Origin of the sequence: Halodesulfovibrio aestuarii DSM 17919 = ATCC 29578 (assembly GCF_000384815.1) — a bacterium.
GTDB lineage: Bacteria > Desulfobacterota > Desulfovibrionia > Desulfovibrionales > Desulfovibrionaceae > Halodesulfovibrio > Halodesulfovibrio aestuarii.
The window spans coordinates 406132-425673 of sequence record NZ_ARQF01000019.1 but is presented as its reverse complement, the minus strand read 5'-3'; the positions used below and the strand labels follow the sequence as shown (position 1 = coordinate 425673).

The 19542-nt window shown below is 46.3% G+C and carries 10 protein-coding genes; 3 read left to right on the top strand and 7 right to left on the bottom strand.

From position 1 onward, the window contains the following. Positions 1-3: 3 nt before the first annotated feature. The 5 genes from F461_RS0105765 to F461_RS0105745 form a co-directional block, all read right to left on the bottom strand. Positions 4-1389, bottom strand: coding sequence for an FAD-binding oxidoreductase (locus F461_RS0105765; protein WP_020000202.1), 1386 nt, complete (start codon positions 1387-1389; stop codon positions 4-6). Between the two features lie 184 nt (positions 1390-1573). After that, the gene (locus F461_RS0105760; RefSeq protein WP_020000201.1) at positions 1574-3259 is read right to left on the bottom strand and encodes an L-lactate permease; all 1686 of its coding nucleotides are present in this window, start codon (positions 3257-3259) and stop codon (positions 1574-1576) included. A 140-nt stretch (positions 3260-3399) separates the two neighbouring features. Further along, on the bottom strand, positions 3400-7056 hold the full coding sequence (gene nifJ / locus F461_RS0105755) for a pyruvate:ferredoxin (flavodoxin) oxidoreductase (protein WP_020000200.1): 3657 nt from the start codon (positions 7054-7056) through the stop codon (positions 3400-3402). A 464-nt stretch (positions 7057-7520) separates the two neighbouring features. Next, positions 7521-8960 (bottom strand): sigma-54-dependent transcriptional regulator, encoded by a 1440-nt coding sequence (locus F461_RS0105750; RefSeq protein ID WP_020000199.1) that lies wholly within the window; start codon positions 8958-8960, stop codon positions 7521-7523. A gap of 61 nt (positions 8961-9021) precedes the next feature. Next, the gene (locus F461_RS0105745) at positions 9022-12426 is read right to left on the bottom strand and encodes a PAS domain-containing sensor histidine kinase (protein ID WP_020000198.1); all 3405 of its coding nucleotides are present in this window, start codon (positions 12424-12426) and stop codon (positions 9022-9024) included. A gap of 294 nt (positions 12427-12720) precedes the next feature. Between F461_RS0105745 and F461_RS0105740 the strand changes: the two genes are divergently transcribed. Then, positions 12721-13062: a YbjQ family protein gene (locus F461_RS0105740; protein WP_020000197.1), complete on the top strand. Its 342-nt coding sequence runs from the start codon at positions 12721-12723 to the stop codon at positions 13060-13062. A 228-nt stretch (positions 13063-13290) separates the two neighbouring features. On the opposite strand, the gene topA is transcribed toward F461_RS0105740, so the two are convergent. Next, a complete protein-coding gene (gene topA, locus F461_RS0105735; RefSeq protein ID WP_020000196.1) occupies positions 13291-15576 on the bottom strand; it encodes a type I DNA topoisomerase in 2286 nt (761 codons plus the stop codon). A gap of 448 nt (positions 15577-16024) precedes the next feature. Between topA and F461_RS18560 the strand changes: the two genes are divergently transcribed. Together F461_RS18560 and F461_RS0105720 are read left to right on the top strand one after the other, a co-directional pair. Beyond that, positions 16025-17158 carry a VgrG-related protein gene (locus F461_RS18560; RefSeq protein WP_020000194.1) on the top strand — a complete coding sequence of 378 codons (1134 nt, stop codon included), beginning with the start codon at positions 16025-16027 and terminating at the stop codon, positions 17156-17158. Positions 17159-17428: 270 nt separating this feature from the next. Continuing rightward, the gene (locus F461_RS0105720; protein WP_020000193.1) at positions 17429-18526 is read left to right on the top strand and encodes an SO_0444 family Cu/Zn efflux transporter; all 1098 of its coding nucleotides are present in this window, start codon (positions 17429-17431) and stop codon (positions 18524-18526) included. Between the two features lie 88 nt (positions 18527-18614). On the opposite strand, the gene F461_RS0105715 is transcribed toward F461_RS0105720, so the two are convergent. Continuing rightward, positions 18615-19307: an aspartate/glutamate racemase family protein gene (locus F461_RS0105715; RefSeq protein WP_026364640.1), complete on the bottom strand. Its 693-nt coding sequence runs from the start codon at positions 19305-19307 to the stop codon at positions 18615-18617. Positions 19308-19542: the final 235 nt, after the last annotated feature.

Below are 19542 nucleotides of genomic sequence, written 5' to 3'. Positions count from 1 at the left end.
ATATTAACCTGCGATGATTTTGCCTGGGTTGAGGATGTTGTTAGGATCAATCGCACGCTTCATATTGAGGGAGTAGTCAATAGTAGCGCGGGAAGTTTCCTTTTCCATCCATTTGGATTTTGCCATGCCGATACCGTGTTCGCCGGAAAGAGTACCTTTGAGGGAAAGGGCTACGTCGAAGATGTTATCGACAGCTTCTTCTACTCGATGGAATTCTTTAGCATCACGACGGTCACAAAGAATAGTCGGGTGCAGGTTACCGTCGCCAGCGTGGCCGAAGGTACCGATAGCGAGATCGTATTTCTTTGCGATGTCGTTAATTGCTGCAACCATTGCAGGAATCTGGGAACGAGGTACTGTTGCATCTTCAAGAACAGTGGTCGGCTTAGCGCGAGCAAGTGCTGGCAGCGCGTTACGACGAGCTTCCCACAGTTTGAATTTCTCTTCAGCATCTTTTGCAACGTGAACAGCAGTTGCACCGGATTTAGTGAGACATTTTTCTACAACAGCAGCTTCGTCTGCAACCTGTCCTGGATGGCCGTCTACTTCAATAAGAAGAATAGCAGCAGCTTCTACTGGGAGGCCAGCTTTGGTGTATGCTTCAACGTGTTTAAGAGCAGCCTGATCCATGAACTCGAGAGTACAAGGAACAACGTGCGCGGAGATGATGGAAGCAACAGCTTCAGAAGCTTTGTTAACATCATCAAATACTGCCATCATAGCTTTAGAAGCTGCAGGTGGCGGAGTAAGTTTGAGGATAATTTCGTTGAATACACCGAGAGTGCCTTCAGAAGCAGCCATAAGGCCAGCAAGGTTGTAGCCGGTTACGCACTTAACAGTACGGGAACCAGTTTTAACGAGCTGACCGTTAACATCAAAAAAGTCCAAGCCCATTACGTAATCTTTAGTAACGCCGTATTTGAGACCACGAAGGCCGCCAGCGTTTTCTGCTACGTTACCACCAATGGTGGAAACAGCCTGAGAACCCGGGTCTGGTGGGTAGAACAGACCACGTTTTGCAACTTCTTGCGCAAACTGTGCTGTAACAACACCAGGCTGAACAACAGCGTAGAGATCTTCTTCGTTAATTTCGAGGATCTTGTTAAGGCCGTTGGTGAGAACAACAATACCGTCGCGTTTGTCTGGAATGGTTCCACCTGAAAGGTTTGTGCCAGCACCGCGTACAGTAATTGGACAGTTGTTTTCGTTACAAAGAGCGATAACTTTGCCCAGCTCTTCAGAATTGGTCGGGCGAACAACCAATGCAGGGGTTACAGGTTCAAGCACAGCAGAGTCATAAGAATATGCCTGACGCTCTGGCTCAGAGGTAAATACGTTTTCACTGCCTACTACGGCTTCAAATTCTTTAGTTAAGGACGCACTAATCACGGAGTTCTCCTCAATAATCATGTTGTCTACAAACGGTATTCAACCTGTTCACAATTAACCGGCAACGAACAGGAGGACCGAACCTTTTAAAAAAACGGGGCACACTTCCGCAGTAGCCCCGTTCTTCAATACACTAGCAAGAAAGCTGGAGACAGCCTGTCGGCTGTCTCCGGCAAAGTATATTTTAGAAGAGGGTTGGGAACATAACGATGCATACAGATGCAACGATACCAACCACGATTCCGTACAGAAGGAAAGGCCATACGGTGCGACGAAGGATGGCGCCTTCTTGACCGGAGAGACCTACAACCGCACAAGCAGCAACGATGTTGTGGATACAAACCATGTTACCCATACCACCACCAACTGCCTGAGCAGCAACAATCAGCTGACGAGGCAACTCGAGCTGTGCTGCCATTCCCCACTGGAATTCAGCGAAGAGAAGGTCAGATACTGTGTTGGAACCAGTAATAAATGCACCTAAACCACCAACGAAGGATGCAAACATAGGCCATGCACCACCGAAGATGTTAGCTGCAACTTCCGCCAATGCCAGAGGCATGGAAGGAAGACCTGCAGGGTTGTTAGCGGAAAGACGGAAGATAGATACGAGTGCTACTGCGAATACGAGAGCAATTGTAGGGTTCTTCATCTTTACGATAGCTTCAGTCCAAGCTTTCTTGGTATTTTCGCCACTCATGCCATGGAGGACGATGGTGATGATAGCAACAAGAATGAATGGAATGGTACCTGGCAGGTAAAGGTACTTAATAGCATTTGTAATTTCAGGGTGACCAAGGAAGCCTGCGTCGAAGTTGAGTGATACGCCTGCGAGCATGCCTTTGAGACCAAGTTCAGGAATACGGGTGATAACAAGGATCACACCGATAAGAATGTATGGAAGCCATGCACGGAACTGAGACATGTGAGCAGTAAAGTTGGTAGAACCACCACCTTTAATGTCGCCAGTCCATTCTGGATCCCATTTTTCGTGATCACCAAAGTCAAAGTGATCGTTAGGCATGCAGAAACCGTTTTTAGCACCAAGAATGATGATACCGAGACCAACGAGACCACCGATAAGGGATGGGAACTCAGGGCCGATCAACCATGCAAACGCAAGGTAAGGTACGATGAATGCGGTAGATGCAAATACACAGAATTTCCATGCGCCAAAGCCTTCTTTCCAGCTACGGTTAACACCGAAGTAACGGGTGATGAAACCAAGCATGAAGATAGGAAGAATGTAAATCATTGGTGCGTTGAAAACAGTTGCCCACTGGCCGATTACAGCGTTGAACTGATCAGCAGATGCAAAGTTAAGTCCAGGGATGCCAGCGGCAACAGCCTGATCTACGAGTGGACGAACGTATTTAAGACCGAGGATAATCGGAGTACCAACAGCACCAAAGGTAACTGGGAAAGAGTTAAATACGAGACAGATTACTGCAGCTGCAAGCGGCGGGAAGCCGAGAGACAGAAGCAGTGGAGCAGCAAGAGCAGCCGGAGTACCGAAGCCTGCAGCACCTTCAATGAAGGCTGCGAACATGAAACCGATGATAATAGCCTGAATACGGCGGTCACCGGAAATCTGCTGCATACCGTACTGAATAGTTTCCATACCACCGCTGTACTGCAGTGTGTAGAGAATGAGAATCGCACCAAAAACAATGATCAGTACGGAAATTGCTGTAATGAGACCGTGGAAAGACATAGCTGCTACGTAGCTAGCATCAAGACCCCAACCTGCCATCGCACCAAGAACAGCACATGCCCAAGCAACAGGCATAGCCTTAGTTGCAGGCCAGCGAAGGCCTACCATCAAAATAAGAGCTGCCAGAATAGGCAGAACAGCAAACATTGCCAACATAAGAAAACGCTCCTCATTTAGGTTGTTAGCAACCGTATCCGTTTATCCACCATTAAAACGGATACGATTGAATAAAAAGGTTCCCGGGTCGGGCTTCCGCTCCCTAGCCGGGAACCTTTAACAGCTTAGTAGCCTACGCGCTATTTAGCGGCGCGGCCGTCGTCGCAAGCTTCGCCTGCGCCTTCTTTACCGTTAGTTTCTGCGGACTGTGCGATTTCGCAATGGTCTGCAGAAGCTTCCTGAGCGGTACCAGTAGCTGCTTCAACAGGAGCTACTGCAATGCCAGGGAGTTCACTAAGGGTCTGGAAGTATTTGTGACGTTTGAGGTAATCTTCCTCAATCTGAGCGCGGAGACGCTTAGATTCTTCAGGTGCGATCTTTTCGAGCAGTGCGTAGCGGTTTTCACCGGAAAGGAACGCCTGCATGTCACCGTTAGGTGCTTTAGATTCGTACATGAATGGGTTTTTACCTTCGTCAGCGAGAACTGGGTTGTAGCGGTAAAGCGGCCAGTAACCAGTTTCAACTGCGAGTTTTTCTTCTTCGATGGATTTGCCCATACCTTTACGGATACCCTGGTTAATACAAGGTGCGTAACAGATAACGATGGACGGACCGTCGAATGCTTCAGCTTCTTTGAATGCCTTGAGAACCTGGTTCATGTTTGCGCCCATAGATACGGATGCAACGTAAACGTAGCCGTAAGACATTGCGATAAGGCCGAGGTCTTTTTTACCTACTTTCTTACCGGAAGCTGCCATTTTCGCGATGGAGCCGAGTGGGGTAGCTTTGGAAGACTGACCACCGGTGTTGGAGTACACTTCGGTATCCATTACGAGAATGTTGATGTCTTCGCCGGAAGCGAGAACATGGTCAACACCACCGAAGCCGATGTCGTATGCCCAGCCGTCACCACCGAATACCCATACGGATTTTTTGGTGAAGAGGTCAGCCATAGAGTAGAGCTCATGTGCGGTAGCACTGTGGTCTACGCCTGCTTCGATAAGTGCGAGGATTTCTTCGCCAGCTTCTGCGGATGCTTCGCCCTGGTCTTTAACTGCGAGCCAAGCTTCGAGAGCATCTTTGAGCTGTGCGTTTTCAACGGTGTCGATAGCTTCTTTTACAACGTCTTCAAGTTTGTTGCGACGCTGTTTGTAAGCCATGCCCATACCGTAACCAAATTCAGCAGCATCCTCAAAGAGGGAGTTACCCCAAGCAGGACCGTGACCGTTTTTGTTTACAGTGTACGGGGTGGTAGGTGCAGATGCACCCCAAATGGAAGAACAACCGGTTGCGTTAGCGATGATCATACGCTCACCAAACAACTGGGTGAGAAGTTTTACGTATGGAGTTTCACCACAACCCGCACATGCGCCGGAGAATTCCATCAGAGGCTGCTGGAACTGAGAGCCTTTGAGGGAGTCACGGGACATGATTGCGTCTTTAATTTCAATTGCTTCTTCCGCGAAAGCAAGGTTAGCAACCTGATCTTCAATCTGAGTTTCGATCGGTTTCATAACGAGTGCTTTTTCTTTTGCAGGACAAACGTTCGCACAAGAACCACAACCAAGGCAGTCTTCTGCGTAAACCTGCATGCGGTATTTGAGACCTTTTACTTCTTTGCCTTTAGCATCGATAGTAGTGAAGGTAGCTGGTGCTTCTGCAAGCTCTTCTTCAGTAGCAAGTACTGGACGAATAGCAGCGTGAGGGCAAACGTAAGCACAACGGTTACACTGGATGCAGTTGTCCTGTACCCATTCAGGTACGAGAATAGCTACGCCGCGTTTTTCAAATGCTGCAGTACCAACTGGGAAGAGTCCGTCCGGTTCGAAAGCGGAAACAGGAAGTTTGTCACCGTTCTGAGCAAGGATAGGACGAACAACGTTGGTAATGAATTCTGGAGCATCACCGGTGCAAGCTGAATCGTCAGTTGCGTTAGCCCAGTCTGCAGGAATTTTAACTTCAACAAGAGCGTCAGCAGCTTTATCAACAGCCTGAACGTTCATGTTAACGATGTGATCACCTTTTTTGCCGTATGCTTTCTTAATGGAATCTTTAAGGTAAGCAACAGCCTGATCGAAAGGAATAACATCAGCAAGCTTGAAGAATGCAGTCTGCATAACCATGTTGATGCGACCGCCAAGGCCTACTTCAGTCGCAATCTTAACTGCGTCTACGTTGTAGAACTTGATGTTCTTTTCAGCCAGAGCGCGCTTCATGGAAGCAGGCAGATGTTCGTTCATCTCTTCTGGTGACCAGTTAGAGTTCAGTACGAAGATACCGCCGTCCTTGATACCATCGAGGAGGTCGTACTGGTTAACGTATGCAGACTTGTGACAAGCAACGTAGTCAGCAGCGTTAACGAGGTATGTAGACTGAATCTTTTCGTTACCGAAGCGAAGGTGAGACACAGTGAATCCGCCGGACTTTTTGGAGTCGTAAGCGAAGTAACCCTGTGCGTACATGTCGGTGTTGTCACCGATGATTTTAATAGCCTGCTTGTTAGCACCAACAGTACCGTCAGCGCCAAGGCCGAAGAACTTACACTGAACAGTGCCAGCAGGTACGGTGTCGAGTACTTTACCAACAGTGAGGGAAGAACGGGTAACGTCGTCCGTAATACCAACAGTGAAGTGGTCTTTAGGAGCGGTTACTTTCATGTTCTCGTATACTGCGAGTACGTCAGCAGGAGTGAATTCTTTGGAACCGAGACCGTAGCGGCCGGAAAGAATCATTGGCATTTCGCCGTGTTCTTTAAATGCTGCACAGATGTCAAGGTAAAGAGGATCGCCGATAGCGCCTGGTTCTTTTGTACGGTCAAGAACTGTGAAGACTTCTGCAGAAGCAGGAACAACTTCGAGCATGTGCTTGATAGAGAACGGACGGAAAAGGCGAACTTTAAGAAGACCTACTTTTTCACCTTTTTCGAGGAGGTAGTTAACTACTTCTTCGATAGCTTCGTTAGCTGAACCCATACATACGATTACGCGTTCTGCATTTTCGTGACCAACGAATTCGAAAGGTTTGTAGGAACGGCCGGTGATGCTTTCAACTTTAGCCATTGCATCGATAACTGCATTAGGAACAGCATCGTAGAATGTGTTACAAGCTTCACGTGCCTGGAAGTAAATATCTGGGTTCTGAGCAGTACCACGGAGGTGTGGGTGCTCAGGATTCATTGCGTTCTGACGGAATGCTTCAATTTTCTCGTAGTTAACTACTTTTTTGATATCTTCGTAGTCGATAACTTCGATTTTCTGAAGTTCGTGAGATGTACGGAAGCCGTCGAAGAAGTGACAGAAAGGAACACTGGTTTCGATTGCTGCAAGGTGAGCAACGAGAGCCATATCCATAGCTTCCTGTACGGAGTTGGAACACAAGAAAGCAAAGCCAGTCTGACGACAAGCCATTACGTCCTGGTGGTCACCGAAGATGGAGAGTGCATGTGATGCGAGAGCACGTGCAGAAACATGGAAAACGCCAGGGAGAAGCTCACCAGCAATTTTGTACATGTTAGGGATCATGAGCAGGAGGCCCTGAGACGCTGTGAAAGTAGAGGTCAGCGCACCTGCTGCGAGACAGCCGTGTACTGCGCCAGCCGCACCAGCTTCTGACTGAAGCTGACGGACAGAAACTGTCTGGTTAAAGATGTTTTTTTTGCCGGCAGCTGCCCAGTCGTCTGCAGCTTCTGCCATGTTGGATGATGGAGTGATCGGGTAGATCGCAGCCGTGTCACTCAGTGCGTACGCGATATGCGCGGCAGCAGTGTTACCATCCATAGTTTTCATAGTCTTGGCCATTAGAGTAACTCCTTTATGTAGCCTGAAAGCATGTGGGTCATGCTGTCCTGCTTTTCTGATCGTTGCAGTGCTAAGACATATTGCTTGGAACGCGGGTTTATCCCCGCCCCGCATTCCTCGACAGAAAAAACAGGGTGATCGTATTAACCAATACAAAAGATATGCCACTTGTGTGATTTTTGATAAACCGTGTCTAATCAGGGTGTTACCCATGTTAAACGTTTTCATTGAATTTCAAGAATCACATTTGTGTCTGAAAAATAAGACTCGCCGAAGCTTGTTCACTCAGTATTGAACGATAAAAGTGAATCGAAAATACATTTGCTTATAAACTTAGGAGTTTATCATGTCTTAAATATCAGACAACTATAACATCGTTGCTCCTTCTACAACAAAATGAGTACACAAACAATGGTTGTTTACGGAAAATTCACGTTTACAGTATTTGTTTTATCAATCTTGTTTTATAAGGAGATATTATACTTTTTAAGCAACGCATAGAAGTGGGAGCGGGATAATCCCGAAGTTTCCAGCATTTCATGAATGTTGGAACCATGCTGTGCGATAAGCTGTAAAAGGTACTTTTTTTCCATATCCGACTTAAACTGTCGTAGTGTTGGCAGCGCGTCAAACGAAAAAGAGAATGGAGTTGCAGCTCGTTTGTCTGATTTTTCAGACGCCGGAGCCTTGTCAGCATGAGTTGTCTGATTTTCCAGTCCTCGTGTAAGGTTTGCCTGTGCGATTTTAATTCGGATGTCAGCTGGAAGGTGTCTGGCATATAAGACAGATTCTGAACCAGCTGCAACTAACGCCTGTTCTAGAGCGTTAAACAGTTCGCGAACGTTCCCGGGCCAGTCATACTTGGCCAGCATCGGGAAAAAGTCCGCAGAAAAATCTTTAACCGGCATTCCATATTGCTTACAGAGCTGTTCTATTCTGAATTTGGACAACAGCTCGAGATCATCGTTACGTAAACGAAGGGCAGGCAGTTCAATATGGACGGTCTTTAAACGGAAGAGAAGATCACGGCGAAACTCTCCCTGCTCAACCATAGTTGCTAAATTACGGCTTGTCGCAGAAATAAGGCGGAAGTTACTTTTTTCTTCCACCGTGCCTCCTACAGGACGAAATACACGTTCCTGAAGAAAACGTAAAAATGATTTTTGGATATTAAGGGGCATTTCGCCCACTTCATCAAGAAATAGGGTGCCGTTGTCGGCGAGTTTTACAAGCCCGTCTTTGTCTGTCTGCGCACCGGTAAAGGCACCTTTTTTGTGTCCGAAGAGAGTGGATTCAAGCAATGTTTCGGTAAGCGCTGCACAGTCTACAACAACAAAATCGCCTTGGGTACGCTTGCTGTTTGCATGGATGGTGCGGGCGGTGAGTTCCTTACCTGTTCCGGTTTCGCCAGTGATGAGCACGTTGGCATCTGTGGATGCGGCTTGTGCCATAAGGTTGAAGCAGTTGCGTATGATTGAGCTTGTGCCAACCATGTGCGCAACTTCCAATGTTTTTGTATCACCTCTTTTATCCAGCTTTTCCTGACGGTATTTGAGTACACGTTTGAGCGTCTGGGTTATTTCTTTGATTGAAGCAGGTTTTACAAGATAATCCCATACCCCGCGTTGGATAGCTGTTTCTGCGCCGGCAGGATCACCGTCTCCTGTAAGGATGATGACTTCCGGTGGGTTGTCAAAGTGTGCAATGTCGGAAAGGTAGTCCAGTCCGTTGCCGTCAGGAAGACGGACATCAAGAAAAAGCACGTCAAATTCACGTTCACGGAGCAGGTCGAAACCCTTGGCAATAGTCTGCGCTGTGGCGCAGTTGTATTGAAGGCGAGAAAGGAGACTTTCAAATGTCTCACAGATATTAACATCATCATCAATAATAAGAATGTTGGGCATGCTCAATTTCCGAAACGTTGAGGTGGTCAATGCCCTTTCGTAGGGCGGCTAAATGAGAGACTTATTGCAACGGGCGAAGTACCGACGTAATAGCTTTTGCAATTATCGAACTGTTGTAGGGTTTGCTGACAAGAGTTTTCACAGATGGAATTTCTCTTGCACCCTTGGCTGCAATGTTTCGGCCGGAAACCATAATTACAGGGAGTTCCGGTGCTGCTTTGCTGATGTGTTTTGCCAGTTCAAGCCCATTCAGTTCCGGCATGTCAAAATCTGTAATAACGAGATCCCATGATTCTGGACGTTCGCTAATCATAGTAGCAGCTACCGCAGCATCGCCTATCGGGTCAACCTCATAGCCTAGGTTTCTGAGAACTCTGGGGATTGTTTCGAGTTGGTCTGAATCGTCTTCTACAAAAAGAATACGCCCTTCCCCTTGAAGAATCTTCTCTGTGAGTTGCGTCTCTGCTTCAAGAACAGGTCGGTCGATGTGCGGCAGGTAAATAGTGAAGGCTGTCCGGACAAAAGGAATACTGCTCACTTCGACTCCCCCACCATGTCCTTTAATGATTCCGAGCACAACAGAAAGTCCTAATCCTGTTCCTTCAGTTTTTCCTTTTGTGGTGAAGAATGGGTCAAAAATTTTATCCTGAATTTCTGAAGTGATGCCGGGACCATTATCTTCTATGATCAGTTTGAAGTATTCGCCTTCGGGAATATTGAACTGGCTTGCTTTTTCTTCAGGTAAAAATTCTTCGTCAACTTCCAGACGTAATGTTCCACCATGTTCGCGTAATGCCTGAAATGAGTTTGTGCACATATTCATAATTACCTGATTCATTTGTGTCGGGTCACCGAATGTGTGGGCGTGGTCAACATTATATGTTGTTTCAATATTAATGTTGCGCGGCAGAGAGGCGGACACAAGGCCAACGGACTCATTCATGACTTCTAAAAGGTCAGTAGTGCGGAAGCCTGCGACAGATGGTTTGCTGAAGGTAAGAATTTTTTTAACCAGACTGCTGCCATGCTGTGCGGCCCGCAGTGCCCGTGCAAGGTCATTACAAGTAAGTGTTTCTTCATCGATATCAATAAGCGCCAGCTCAACAGAGTTGATGATGGATGTAAGGATGTTGTTGAAGTCATGCGCGATGCCGCCGGCCAGCGTGCCGATAGCTTCCATTTTTTGTGATTGCAGTAACTGGCGCTCAAGGTTGATGCGCTGCGTAATATCTTCCGCAGTGGATAACAGACCTACAACTTCGTCTTTGTCTCCATGAAGTGGTAGGCGGTTGATTTCCAGCCATACAAGGTTGCCGTCTTTGTCTGTAATACGTTCTTTTGACTTCAACTGAGGAATATTGTGGGCGAGCACCATGTTCTCAGCTTGTTGCATGGTCGCGGCATCTTGACTGTTGGACAAGAACTCAAAATCGGTTTTGCCGATAAGTTCACGGGCATGCTTGACATCAAAAAATCTGTCAAAAGATCGGTTGCTTCCCATGTATCTAAAATCGTTACCTTTCCATGAAACAAGCTGCGGGATATTGTCCATAACAGATTGTAGCATACGCTCTGAATTGCGCAGAGCTTTTTCTGCACGTTTGCGAGTGGTAATGTTTTCTGAGAAGCCCTCAAGGAGTTCAATATTATTTAAGCGGTCACGGACAACTCGTATAGATATGTTTGCGGCAATAGTAGTATTATCAGGACGTAATAGTGAACGTTCAAATGTTAAAATTTCGTTGGCCCGTGCTTTGTGGAAATCTACGCCCTGCAACAGATCGTCCAATGCTGTATTTTCATGTGCCATGAATTCTTGCGGAGTGGTGTAGCCGACCATTCTGGCAAAAGCAGGGTTCACGTCAACAAACGCGCCGGTAGGACGTACACGGAAAATGCCAAGCGGGGAATTTTCAAATATGGAACGATATTTTTCTTCTGCAAAGCGCAAACTGTCTTCAGCTTTTTTGCGGTCGGTGAAATCAAAAATAACACCAACCATGCCAGCGATTTCACCACGGGCGTTCACATTAGTTGCTTTGTGCAGCAGAATGTTATGTACGCTGCCTTCGCGGGACGAAATAGTCTGTTCGTAAATCGATTCGCCTTGTTCATGCAGTAATTGGTGATCGATAGGATGTTGTAGCTGAGACAGACCGAATTCCTGTAATTCCCATTCGTTACAGTTTAAAATATCATCACGCTGGATGCCGAAAAATTTTTCAAAGGCAAGGTTGCATTGCTGGTACCGCCCGTACTTGTCTTTTGAGTAGATAGGAATAGGGATAGTATCCATGAGCAGACGCAAAAAGGATAATTGGTCTTTGATCTTTTGTTCTACGGATTTTTTTTCAAGAATATTCATCACCAGCAGTACGAGAGTGATGGTAAGCAGGATAAGACTGACGATAATTGTCCAGAAGACCTGCTTGTTTAATTCGTAGAACCTGCTTGGAGCGTTGATCATGTCAGCCGGTGCCGGGAGTTCACGTTCGCTCAAGTGAAGGCGCTTAAGTTCATTGTAGTCAAATGCCCATGGGGAAGCGCTTTCTGAGATGACGGCGATATCGCTGGCAGGAGTACCGTCAAGAATTTGCAAACCAAGTTCGGCTGCCATTTTTCCGTCTGTAATGCCGGAAATGAGTTTTCCGCCGAGGATGCCGGAGCCAAGCAGGAATCTCCAGTTGGAGTAGAGAGGGGCTGTGGTGTTGTCATGTACTTTTTGCAACAACTCCTGCGCGGAATAAAATTGCCCGTCAATTTCCCGATACATTGGAATAAAATAGAAAAAAGTATCAGGTGATACCTGTTTAACGCGTCGGATAATTTCTCTATGGGGCAGATCTGTCCAGAATTGTAGTTTCAATCCCTTATCAATAGTAGGCAGGCCCTCGATAACCTGTTTACGGATGGCTTTACCGGTAACAGACTCGTCGCCGATAATGATCATTTGTTTGAGGTTAGGATGCATTTCGAGTGCGAGACGGATATTTGAAGCAACGTCAAATGTTTCCATGACGCCAGTAATTTCTTTGCCTTTAATCAAAGACGGTTTGAAATCGTTGACGCCGACAAAAACAACAGGAACTCCGGGAAAGAGCTCCTCCCCGTATTCAATAATAAAGTTAAATGCGTCGTTGTCTGAAACTGTAATAAGGTCAAATGTTGTGTGAGCAAATTTGCGTCTGAACAAATCTATGATGTGCTTCACTGCGTCATTGTAGGGAAACTTTTTTGAGTCGAGATATTCTACCTGCAACATAATAGAATACGGGCTGTCTTGAATCCGCTCTTTAAAGCCTTCGAGTAGATTGTCTGACCATGCGTATCCATTATGGTAGGAATTAAGATACAGGATGTTCTTACGTTGTTTGGTTGAAGACGCAGGATTGGCGAAAACGCTTGAAACCGTCAGTATTACAGTCAGAAGCGCTAAAAATATGAAGTGTAAAAACCGTGCCCTCATAAAAATGAATCCCTTACTTAGCTGACACACTTGCAGGTACTGCTTTGTCAGCATGTTCTTCAGCATTATAAATTTGAGGCTGTATTAGCGTATTTTGAACGCTTACCTCATGCATCATGTACCGTTTATTCGCTCAATTGTCATCTCTTACAACGTGGCGAATTTTTGACAATTTTAAAAAATAATATGTTAAATCAGTTGCTTGCAAAAGTGGCAAGCTCCTTGCTATATGACTTCACAAAGACAATTACGTGGCGTTCCGAATAGATAGAGTGCCAATTCAGGAGGACTGCAATGTTATTTTTGCTTGGTGGAAATGATAAAAAGCCAACACAGGCTGAACAGGCTCGTACCGAGAATATGGAACGTGTAAAGGAATTATTTCTTGCTGGCCGTTTCCCTGTAGTAACGACTGAGGTGCTGGAAGGACGTGCTATTGGAAAAGTTCTCGGGTTAGTTGCGTGCCGCGGATATGATTCTGACGATGCATTTTTTGGCATGACAGCCCGTGCCGTTAATAAAGGCGCACAGGCCATTATCGGGTATCAGGAAAACATTGCGTTTCATCCGGATGGCAGTAAATATTTCTCCTGCTACGGCACTGCCGTGCAGTTCGAGCGTACAAAGCGAGTATAAGACATACGCATGTCCAACTGGTTGCTTCACGTTTGACAGCGTTGTTTTACCCTTACGGTTTGTTGTGTCTTTCCCCCCCCCCTTCCCCCCGAAAGACCTAATTTAGGTTTCGGCACAGCAAACCGTAAGGTAATATCGTTTTCTGTAAAGGCAATAGTAACAGTTGCCTCTAAAGAAAAACAAAAAGCCCGAATCACATTGTGATTCGGGCTTTTTGTTTTTAGTAATTTATTCGGAATCTTCTTCGAGGCTACGGGTGTAACGGCAAGTCTTTTCCGGACAGGCAATATGCTTGCCGCGTGCCTTGGTTGTTTTAATAGTGAGCAGTTTTGAATCGCATTGCGGACATTCTTCTTCCACAGGGTAGTTCCACAGGGCATAGTCACACTGGGGATATCTGCTGCAGGAATAGAATATTTTCCCGGAACGGGAAGACTTTTCAACAATTTCGCCTTCGTTACAACGCGGGCATTTTACGCCCGTAGAGAACGGCTTTGCGTGCTTGCATTCAGGATAACCGGTACATGCGATAAAACGGCCGCCGGTACGGGTACGTTTAAGAACAAGGTCTTTACCGCAATCCGGACATACACCCATTTTCTGTAATTCTTCTTTTGGGCGTTCCACAAGCACAACCTTACCGTTTTCATCTCGGGTAAAGTTGGAGGTGTTTTTACAGTCCGGATAGCCGGAACAAGCAAGGAAGGTTCCAGCCTTACCAAACTTGATCATCATCGGCTTGCCGCATTCTGAACAGGTAAGGTCAGTTTCAAGTCCCTGTTTTACTGACTCCATTTCTTCAGTAGCTTTTTCAAGCGTCGGGTTGAAGTCGTTCATGAAGTCAGTCATGAGTTGTGTCCAGTTCAGCTTACCTTCTGCTACGTTATCGAGCAGTGTTTCCATCTGCGCCGTAAAACGCACGTCCATAAGGGTGGAGAAGTGTTTTACAAGCTGCTGGCAAACGATGCGGCCAAGGTCGGTCGGCACAAAATTCTTTTCTTCCAACAGGGCATAGCCACGATCAATCAAGGTTGAAATAATGGCTGCATAGGTGGATGGACGCCCGATACCGAGTTCTTCCATTTCACGTACTAGAGAAGCTTCTGAGAATCGTGCTGGTGGCTGTGTAAATTTCTGTTCTTTATCAAGCGTAAGAAGACGGATGTCCTGTCCTGCTTCAAGCTTAGGGAGTTCAACGGAGTCTTCTTTTGTCTTCTGCGGAGAAACAGCAAGGAAGCCGGGGAAGAGCATACGCTCGCCCTTTACGCGCCATGTGCTGGCTAATTCGTCTGCATTCTTAATGGTCGTTGCATTTGGTGTAGCGGCAATAGTGACAGTGGTGTCATGGAATTGAGCTGCTGCCATCTGGGAAGCCATGAAGCGGGACCAGATGAGTGTGTACAACGCGTGCTGTTCGCGTGGAAGCAACGTACGGATGGAATCCGGAGTGATAGATGCGTCAACAGGCCTGATGGCTTCGTGAGCATCCTGAGCGTTAGATTTGGTTTTAAAAAATCGTGGTTTTGGTGGAACGTATTCTTCGCCGTACATGGAAAGAATAAGTTCTTTCGCTGCATCACGCGCATCGTCAGCAATACGCACGGAGTCAGTACGCATGTACGTGATAAGCGCGGTGGTACCTTTGTCGCCAAGCTCAACACCTTCATATAGGCGCTGGGCAATGGACATGGTACGTTTCGCAGAATATCCGTGGCGCTGGCTTGCTGCCTGCTGGAGTGTGGACGTGATGAACGGTGGCAGCGGCTGACGGCTGCGCTTTTTTTCTTCAACTTTTTCTACGCTTATTTTGGATGCGAGCACTGCTTCCTGAAGCGCTATTGCAGCTTCCTCGTTAGGAACAACAGCTTTTTTACCTGCTATCTGATGAAGTGTAGCTTTAAATGGCGGCGGGGTTTCACCTTCCATTTCAGCTTTAAAAACCCAGTACTCTTCCGGATCAAATGCATAGCGTTCCGCTTCACGTTCAACAATGAGGCGCAGCGCAACGGACTGTACTCGACCTGCAGAAATACCACGTTTTACTTTATTCCAGAGTAAAGGGGAGAGCTTATAGCCCACAAGGCGGTCAAGAATTCGACGGGCCTGCTGGGCATCGAAGAGGTTTTCGTTCAAATCCTTCGGGTGCTCAAGCGCTTCACGGACAGCACGGGCGGTAATTTCGTTGAACTGGATACGCTTAGCATTAGGATTTTCTTTTTTAATAATCTCAGCAATATGCCACGCAATAGCCTCTCCTTCGCGATCGGGGTCGGGAGCAAGATATACGTGATCAGCTTTTGCTGCCGCTTCTTTCAGCGTGGAAACAACTTTCTGTTTACCCTGAATGATCTGATACTTCGGCTTGTAGTTTTTTTCTTCATCTACGCCGAGATCTTTTTTAGGCAAATCTCGCACGTGACCTACACTGGCGTGAACCATGTAGTTACGGCCAAGGAACTTTTTAATTGTTTTCACCTTTGCGGGTGATTCTACGATTATCAGGTCTTTTCCCATTGAATGTCCTGTTTCCGATGTTGGTTAAGGAGCAACTGGCAACACAAAGATATCAATAGGTGTACCAGATGCTAAGCGTTTTTCCGTCAAGGGAAGATACGGCAAATGCTGACAGCGTCAAGTGTCGATTTTCTAAAATACGATTACAACAGTATATCTTCTTGAAGAACAATGCAAAATTGCAAGGTTGGCTGACTTTATTTCTATATTACAAAATGATTGCAGTATGGAAATGATACAGATCTTTCGTATCTTGTTACAAAATTTGGACATGCGCCATCCGTAAAGTACGTTCAAATAACTGACATTTTCCGGGATGCAATAGTGAGTACTTACTGTTTGTGCCGTCGCGATCCCTCGGATTATAACGAGTATAACGAGTTGGCATTCTAATTGCTCAGTGGAAATCGTACGTTGTCAAGCTCGGGGGAGCTTTAGGAGGAATATTATGTCTGTTACCCAAATCTCTATGACGCAGGTGCAGGGAGTCCTGCAGCAGTCAAAAAGACGCAATGGTGCGATTTCAATTGATAATGCTGCACAAAAAGACGGGATGAGCCGTTTTGAAGCCTTGCTTAGAGAGCCGCAGCAGATTGCAGATGCCATGGCATCGTTTCAATCTTCCCAGTTATCTGCTTTGCCGACTCAAAATCCATACTATGGATTAGCTGAAGCTGAACAGTCTGCACGTTCTGGAATAAACCTCAGAAACGTTTCTGCACTTGCAACACTTATTAATGTTTCATCCATTGAACCTACTGTATTAAGTAATGCACTCAAAACTCTGACAGAAGCAGCTGAAAAAAATCAGCTTGAGACAGCTTCTGCCTCCGGCATTACTGCTAATTTGCAGGGGATGATGAGCCGTAAAATTGAAAACGGTAATGTGGATGCACGTGTTCAAGCTTCTGACAGTGCTGCGGGTGATAGCACTGATGAAAGTGAAGCGAACCATGTTGAGCCTATAGTAACTAATGACGTTCGTGGGTCATTAGCTGCGATGTTTGAATCCGGAGCTGCCGGAAATATTGCTGCCATTGGCTATGATGCGACTGGAGGGACTTCGTATGGCAAATACCAGTTCTCATCCGCTCGTGGTACAATGGACGATTTTTTGACGTACCTTGATGCGCACGCTTCAGATATTTCGTTACACCTCAGGGCAGCAGGTGAGGTGAATACAGGCTCCAAGCAGGGCGAAATGCCGACAGCATGGCAGGAAGTGGCGAATATTGACCCTGTACGGTTCGAGAAAATGCAGGATGCATTCATGCAGTCCCGCTACTACACTCCAGTAGCTCGAGTTGTTCAAGATAAAATGAATATAAGCCAAATGAGTACCGCAATGGAAGAAGTACTGCTTTCTACTTCCTTGCAGCACGGTCCTCGCGGGGCTGTACAAATTTTTGCAAAAGCATTTGGCGCCACGGGCGGTTTCTCTGAAGATATGCAGGAAGCATTTATTAAAAATGTTTACGCACAGCGTAGTAATGAATTTGCAACCTCAACACCTGAAGTTCGTACAGGAGTGCAGAACCGGTTGGACGCTGAGCTTAATGTAGCATTATCAATGCTTGCCTAGTGTTGAAAAGTTGACGTGCTCCGCGTCTGCTTTTATCTAGCGGGTAAGTGATCTAGCTGTCTCCCTGTCCTGTGTGTCAAGAAGCAGACGGAGGTGTTGCGATGATTATAGCTTATAAAAAGGACATCAATTTGATGTCCTTTTTTTATGCGTAGCCGTTACGTAGAGCAAGGGCACCTAATTGCTTTTATGCACTTGACCGTCCAGTGCTTCTGCTTTAATTACATATGAATACGTGTTCATGTGTAACTTTATTTTCAGAGGTAACTTGTGGAAATTGTAATACAATATTTTTTAGAGGTGTGGGAGATTCTGCTTGAAGCTGCCCCATATGTTCTTTTCGGATTTTTTGTAGCCGGACTTCTTAAAGGATTTTTGCCGGATGACTTTGTGGCGCGCCATCTGGGTAAAAATACTAAGGGAGCAGTTGTTAAGGCTTCCATGTTCGGCGTACCTCTCCCACTTTGTTCCTGTGGTGTAATTCCCGCAGCGGCAGGACTTCGCCAGCAAGGTGCCAGTAAAGGCGCAACCACATCCTTTATGATTTCGACGCCGGAGACGGGCGTTGATTCTATTGCTATTACGTATGCGTTGCTTGACCCGATTATGACTATTTTCCGTCCGGTAGCTGCATTTATTTCAGCGCTTACAGCAGGTACGTTGGTTGATATGTTCCCGGAAACTCCAAAGCCGGGGAAAGTGGCTTTTACTCCGCTAAATTTTGCACCGACAACAATGAAAAAAGAAGAGGTCTGCACTTCCGGTTGTTGTTCATCCAAGCCTGCGGGGAAAACTGTTAAAGAAAAATTTTCGGCCGGTATGCAGTTTGCCTTTGGTGAACTTATTGCGGACATAGGCAAATGGCTGCTTATCGGTGTGCTTATCGCCGCTGTCGTTTCTACCTTTTTGCCAGTTACCTTCTTTCAAGAATATGTGGGTGATGGACTATTCAGTATGATCCTGATGGTGTTTATCGGTGTGCCAATGTACGTATGTGCAACTGCATCAACCCCAATCGCTGCTGCGCTCGCGCTGAAAGGTCTTTCTCCTGGTGGGGCGCTTGTATTCTTGCTTGCTGGTCCGGCAACTAACGCTGCAACTATCACCGTAGTTGCACAGACTCTTGGTAAACGCGTAGCGTTTATTTACGTAAGTTCGATTGCGGTAACATCCGTAATACTAGGACTTGCTGTAAACTGGGTCTATGCAAAGCTCGGTCTTTCGGTTTTTTCATGGGTTAACACTGTGGAAGCACACCAGCACGGTGCTGTGGGATATCTCTCTGTGATTATCCTGCTTGCTCTTGTGGGTAAGCAGCTTATTGGTCGAGGCGGGCATAAACACGGCCAATCATGCGGTTGTCATTAAACTGTAGTATCCTGATTTTACGCAAAAAAGCCACGCTGTAGCGTGGCTTTTTTTATACCTTCGGCGGCAGCAAGATTTTTAAAAAATATTAACCTATAGCCTTATCGAGAGCCATGTTGACGTGTGCCTGAACGGTATCAATGAGCGGGATGTTGCAATCAGTATCTTCCATAAGCAGACCGATTTCAGTGCATCCGAGGATAATTGCTTCCGCACCATTGTTTTTAAGTTCCTGAATAATACTGATATATTTTTGACGGGTACTGTCCAGAAACTGACCACGACTGAATTCGTTAAAGATGCTGTCATGGATTATGCCGCGTGCTTCTTTTTCTGGAACAATTATTTCGAGTCCATATTTTTCTGCAAGTGGGCGGCTGATAAAATCATGCTCCATGGTGAAGACTGTGCCGAGCAATCCGAGTTTGTGAACATTCAGCTCCTTGGCTCTGATTGCGATTGCATCAGCAATATGAAGTACTGGTATTTCAAGCGCACCTTGTACAGTATCAGCAACGCGATGCATGGTGTTGGCGCCAATAAGAAGCATATCCGCACCGCCTGCCTCTGTGTTCAGTCCGGCTTGGGCAAGCTTGGTGCCGACGGAGGCCCAGTCTCCTTTGCTGATCAAATCTTTGAGTTCAGAAAAATCGACACTTTCCATAAGAATTTTACAGGAATGAATTCCGCCAAGGCGCTTGCGGGTGCCCTCATTTAACAGACGGTAGTATGTGACTGTTGATTCCCAGCTCATGCCACCCAATAATCCGATCTTTTTCATGAGAATATCCTTTGAACTTATATGAATACGTGTTTTGTGAAGTGTGTAGTGTCCTTGCATTGCATATGCTTGTGGGAAAGTAAAATATGTTTTTAAAAACACAATGTTAGTTTTGTGCTGATAGGAGAAGAGATTTACTTTTTTAAACAGATATTGTTTTGGGAAAAAAGAGAGGATTGTAACGGGGGGAGAGGAGGATTGCAGCAAGCGCCAGTGCATTCTTCTTGCGGAGTAA

Bases quoted from the DNA above. Each gene is read 5' to 3' on its own strand.
- topA (WP_020000196.1), bottom strand. From the start codon at position 15,576: ATGGGAAAAGACCTGATAATCGTAGAATCACCCGCAAAGGTGAAAACA.
- F461_RS0105750 (WP_020000199.1), bottom strand. From the start codon at position 8,960: ATGCCCAACATTCTTATTATTGATGATGATGTTAATATCTGTGAGACA.
- F461_RS0105740 (WP_020000197.1), top strand. From the start codon at position 12,721: ATGTTATTTTTGCTTGGTGGAAATGATAAAAAGCCAACACAGGCTGAA.
- nifJ (WP_020000200.1), bottom strand. From the start codon at position 7,056: ATGGCCAAGACTATGAAAACTATGGATGGTAACACTGCTGCCGCGCAT.
- F461_RS0105745 (WP_020000198.1), bottom strand. From the start codon at position 12,426: ATGAGGGCACGGTTTTTACACTTCATATTTTTAGCGCTTCTGACTGTA.
- F461_RS18560 (WP_020000194.1), top strand. From the start codon at position 16,025: ATGTCTGTTACCCAAATCTCTATGACGCAGGTGCAGGGAGTCCTGCAG.
- F461_RS0105715 (WP_026364640.1), bottom strand. From the start codon at position 19,307: ATGAAAAAGATCGGATTATTGGGTGGCATGAGCTGGGAATCAACAGTC.
- F461_RS0105760 (WP_020000201.1), bottom strand. From the start codon at position 3,259: ATGTTGGCAATGTTTGCTGTTCTGCCTATTCTGGCAGCTCTTATTTTG.